The following is a 4,678-nucleotide window of genomic DNA, read 5'->3' as shown; positions in this document are numbered from 1 at the left end:
AGAGCGCCATCCTCAAACATGGCAACTCGTTCGCATCCGAGAATCTGTCGGGCACCGGCCCTTACACCGTGACCGAACGCAAGCAGGGTGTCCGCGTCGAGTTCGAGCGCTTCGACGACTACTGGGATACCGAGTCCCCGGGTAACGTCGGCAAGATCGTGCTGACTCCGATCAAAGAGAACAACACCCGGGTTTCTGCGCTGCTGTCCGGTGGTGTCGACTTTATCGCCCCGGTTCCGCCCAATGATCTGGAGCGGATCCGCAACGACAAGAACGCCAACCTGGTCACCATGAGTGGCACCCGCATCATCCTGTTCCACATGAACCAGGAGCGAGTGGAAGCCTTCAAGAACCCGAAGGTTCGCCAGGCGATTGCCTATGCCATCAACCAGGAAGGCATTGCCGCCAAGATCATGAAAGGCTTCGCCACCCCTGCTGCCCAGATGTCGCCTGAAGGCTACCAGGGCCATAACGAGTCCCTCACACCGCGCTTCGATGTGGCCAAGGCCCAGGAGCTGATGAAGGAAGCCGGTTACGAGGACGGTTTCACAATCACCATGATGGCGCCGAACAACCGCTACGTGAACGACGACAAGATCGCTCAGGCAGTGGCTGCCATGCTGGCGCGCATCAACATCAAGGTGGATCTGAAAACCCTGCCAAAGGCCCAGTACTGGCCGGAGTATGACAACCGCGCCGCTGACATGATGATGATCGGCTGGCACGCGGATACCGAGGACTCCGCCAACTTCTACGAGTTCCTGACCTTCTGCCCGGATGCCGACACTGGCGCTGGCCAGTACAACGCCGGTAACTACTGCAACCCGGAAATCGACGCCCTGGTACAGAAGGCCAACGTCGAGACCGACCTGGACAAGCGTGCCGCCATGCTGCAGGAAGTGGAACAGCGTCTGTACGATGATGCCGCCTTTGTTCCGCTGCACTGGCAGGACCTGGCCTGGGCCTCCAAGAAGAACGTGAATATTGAGCCGGTGCTCAATGTCATGAACTTCCCGTACCTGGGTGATCTGGTTGTTGAGTAACTGCCTTTGATGGCCGGCCGGCGCTGGAGTGATCCGGCGCCGGCCTTTTGTTTGCAAGCCTTATCCGGAAGCTTTCCATGTTAGCGTTTTTGGTTCAGCGGATTTCCCAGGCGTTTCTGGTCATGTTTGTGATCAGCGTGATTGCCTTTGCCATTCAGGATGGCCTCGGGGACCCGCTTCAGGAAATGGTGGGGATGTCCGTCTCCGAAGAGGAGAGGGAAGCCATTCGAGAGGAGCTTGGCCTGAACGACCCGATGGTGGTGCAGTACCTGCGGTTTGCAGGCAATGCGCTCCAGGGGGACCTGGGCAACTCCTATTTCTACAGCAAGCCGACCCTGGAAGTGATCGCCGAGCACCTGCCGGCGACGCTGGAGCTGGTCATCGGTGCCAGTCTGATTATTGTGTTTCTTTCCGTGCCGATTGGTGTCTATGCCGCTATCCGGCCCCAGGCATGGTTATCCAAATTCTTTATGGGCGTCAGTACCGTGGGTATTTCCATCCCGGTGTTCCTGACGGCCATTGTGCTGATTCAGCTGTTCTCCATTGGTGTGACGGTGAACTGGTTTCCGTCCGATACCGGGTGGGGGCAGTGGCTGAACGACTTCTTTTCCACTGAGGGCGGCCTGCCCTCTTACGGGCGTGGTGATGAGCTGACTCACCTGTTCGGCACCTGGGAATCGGGCTTCTTCACCGGTACCGGTCTGATGCACCTGATCCTACCGTCGGTGTCGCTGGCCTCGATCATGCTGCCGCTGTTTATCCGGCTGATCCGGGCCGAGATGATGGAAGTGCTGCAGAGCGACTATGTGCGTTACGCCCGGGCCAAGGGCCTGAGCGCCGGCCGCATCAACTTCCTGCACGCACTCAAGAACACCATGCTTCCGGTGATCACCGTGGGTGGCGTGCAGATCGGCATTATGGTGGCGTACACCATCCTTACGGAAACCGTGTTCCAGTGGCCGGGCGTGGGCCTGATGTTCCTGGAGGCCATTACCCGCAGTGACATTCCGCTGATCGTGGCTTACCTGATGGTGGTGGGCCTGATTTTCGTGGTTACCAATACCCTGGTGGATCTGATCTACGGTCTGGTGAATCCCACCGTCAAACTGACAGGAAAGAAAGCATGACAACGGCAACGGTTTCCCGCTGGTACCGCTTCCGCGAGTCCTTCTTCTGGTACAGCTTCAAGCGCGACAAGGTGGCGATTGTCAGCTTTGCCGTGCTGCTGCTGATGGTGCTGGCGGCGGTGTTCGCGCCCCTGCTGGCGCCCGCCGATCCCTACGATCTGGCGCAGATCAACATTATGAATTCTGAGCTGCCCCCGGTGGGCATGAGCGGAGCCGATCCGGCATTTCTTCTGGGCACCGACGCCCAGGGCCGGGATCTGCTGTCCACGATTCTTTACGGTACCCGGGTGTCCCTGATGATCGGTTTCGGGGCGGTGGTCCTGCAGGCGTTTCTGGGCATTCTGTTCGGTCTCCTCGCCGGCTACCTGGGTGGCAAGGTCGATGCGGTGCTGATGCGCATTGCCGATGTTCAGCTGTCGTTCTCCACCCTGATGGTTGCCATCATCGTGGGCGCAGTGTTCAAGGCGAGCTTCGGTAACCTGATGTTCGGTGAGATCGCCATTTACATGCTGATCTTCATCATCGGGGTCGCAGAGTGGCCCCAGATTGCCCGGACAGTCCGCGCCTCGGTGCTGGCGGAAAAAAAGAAGGAATACGTCGACGCCGCCAAGGTGATGGGTTTCGGGACCCGCCGGATCATGTTCCGGCACATCCTGCCCAACACCCTGTCACCGATCTTTGTTATTGCCACGGTCCAGATTGCCAACGCCATCATTTCCGAGGCGGCCCTGTCATTCCTGGGCCTGGGCATGCCGGAGACCCAGCCGTCGCTGGGGTCGCTGATCAAATCCGGCTTTGACTACATCCAGAGCGGTTCCTGGTGGATCACCCTGATCCCGGGCCTGGTGCTGGTGGTGCTCGTGCTGGTCATCAATCTGTTGGGTGACTGGTTGCGGGATGTAATGAACCCACGGCTGTACAAGGGGTAACACCATGGCACTGTTGGAAGTTAAAGATCTCGATGTGCGCTTTGCCGTGCGTGGTGGCGACCTGACAGCCCTGCGCGGCATCAGCTTCAGCCTGGACAAGGGCGAGCGCCTGGGCCTGGTGGGGGAGTCCGGTGCCGGCAAGTCGGTGGCTGCCTTTTCCATCCTGAACCTGATTGCCAAGCCGGGCTACATCGCCGGCGGACAGATCCTGTTCGAGGGCAGGGACCTCGCCGCCATGAGCGAGCGGGAGCTGCGCCGAATCCGTGGTAACCGTATCGCCATGATCTTCCAGGATCCGATGATGACCCTGAACCCGGTCCTCACCATCGGAACCCAGATGGTGGAGGCTCTCCTTGCCCATCGGAAAATCAGTAAAAAAGAAGCCCGTGCCATTGCTCTGGACCGGCTGCAGAAGGTGCAGATTCCTTCTCCGGAGAAGCGTCTCGATCAATACCCCCATGAGCTGTCCGGGGGCATGCGCCAGCGGGTGATCATTGCCATCGCCCTGCTGCTGGATCCGGAAATCATCATCGCGGATGAGCCCACGACGGCTCTGGATGTCACCATTCAGGCGGAAATCATGGATCTGCTACTGAACCTGTGCGAACAGGAGAACGTGGCGTTGATGCTGATTACCCACGATCTGGGCGTGGTTTCCCAGGTGACCCAGCGAATGCTGGTCATGTACTCCGGCCGGATTATCGAGCAGGGGCCGACCCGGGAAATTATCAACGATGCCCAGCACCCCTACACCCAGGGGCTGATCAACGCGCTGCCCCAGATGGGCGAGCCCGGCGAGCGGCTGTTCCAGATTCCCGGCTCCATGCCATCGTTGAAGAACGTGCCCTCCGGCTGTCCGTTCCATCCCCGCTGCAACTTCGCCACCGAGCAGTGCAAGCAGGCCATGCCGGAGTATGTGCGCTCGGGCAATGTGAATGTGGCCTGTTACGAAGTTGCCAACCTGATTGAACAGGAGAAACGCATGCAGGAGGCCGAATCATGACCTCCCCGTTGGTAAGTATCCGCGGTCTTGAGAAACGCTTTGACCTGTCCGGCAGCCTGCTGGAGCAGATCACCTTCGAGGGTGGCCGTTTCCGCCGCAAACAGGAAGCCGTGCACGCTATCAATGGCGTGGATCTGGAAGTGCAGAAGGGCGAGGCCCTGTGCGTGGTGGGCGAATCCGGCTGTGGCAAGTCGACCGTGGCCCGAACCGTGATGGGCCTGCTGTCGCCCAGCGCCGGCGAGATCCACTACGACGGTCAGCGTATCGATCATCTCGAGCGTAAGGATTCTCTGCCTTACCGTCGCAAGATGCAGATGATCTTCCAGAACCCCTACGCCTCCCTGAACCCCCGCATGACCATCCAGCAGACCCTGGAGGAGCCGATCCGGTTCCACCATCCGGACTGGTCGCCGGTACAGGTGCGGGACAAGATCCATGAGGTGATGCATTCGGTGGGCATTGATCCGGACTGGGGTAGCCGCTTCGGCCACGAGTTCTCCGGTGGCCAGCGCCAGCGGATCGCCATCGCCCGGGCCTTTCTGAAGGACGCCCCCATCCTGCTGCTGGACGAGGCCA

5 protein-coding genes are annotated in these 4,678 nt (G+C 59.7%); all 5 read left to right on the top strand.

Features of this window, described 5'->3' with window-relative positions:
• Positions 1 to 1,043, top strand: a 1,043-nt coding sequence (locus B2W52_RS19225; protein ID WP_286803928.1) for an ABC transporter substrate-binding protein, incomplete at its 5' end; no start/stop codon positions are given.
• A gap of 77 nt (positions 1,044 to 1,120) precedes the next feature.
• Positions 1,121 to 2,170: an ABC transporter permease gene (locus B2W52_RS19220; protein WP_053114107.1), complete on the top strand. Its 1,050-nt coding sequence runs from the start codon at positions 1,121 to 1,123 to the stop codon at positions 2,168 to 2,170.
• The gene (locus B2W52_RS19215; RefSeq protein WP_273070163.1) at positions 2,167 to 3,099 is read left to right on the top strand and encodes an ABC transporter permease; all 933 of its coding nucleotides are present in this window, start codon (positions 2,167 to 2,169) and stop codon (positions 3,097 to 3,099) included. The genes B2W52_RS19220 and B2W52_RS19215 overlap by 4 nt, the downstream gene beginning before the upstream one ends.
• Before the next feature lie 4 nt (positions 3,100 to 3,103).
• Entirely contained in the window at positions 3,104 to 4,102 is a 999-nt protein-coding gene (locus B2W52_RS19210) for an ABC transporter ATP-binding protein (RefSeq protein WP_104271564.1), read from the top strand.
• Positions 4,099 to 4,678, top strand: a 580-nt coding sequence (locus B2W52_RS19205; protein WP_286803927.1) for an ATP-binding cassette domain-containing protein, incomplete at its 3' end; no start/stop codon positions are given. The genes B2W52_RS19210 and B2W52_RS19205, both read left to right, overlap by 4 nt.

The organism is Marinobacter sp. UBA2498 (genome assembly GCF_002341575.1).
GTDB classification, from domain to species: Bacteria; Pseudomonadota; Gammaproteobacteria; order Pseudomonadales; family Oleiphilaceae; genus Marinobacter; species Marinobacter manganoxydans.
This window is presented reverse-complemented; position numbering and strand designations above follow the sequence as displayed.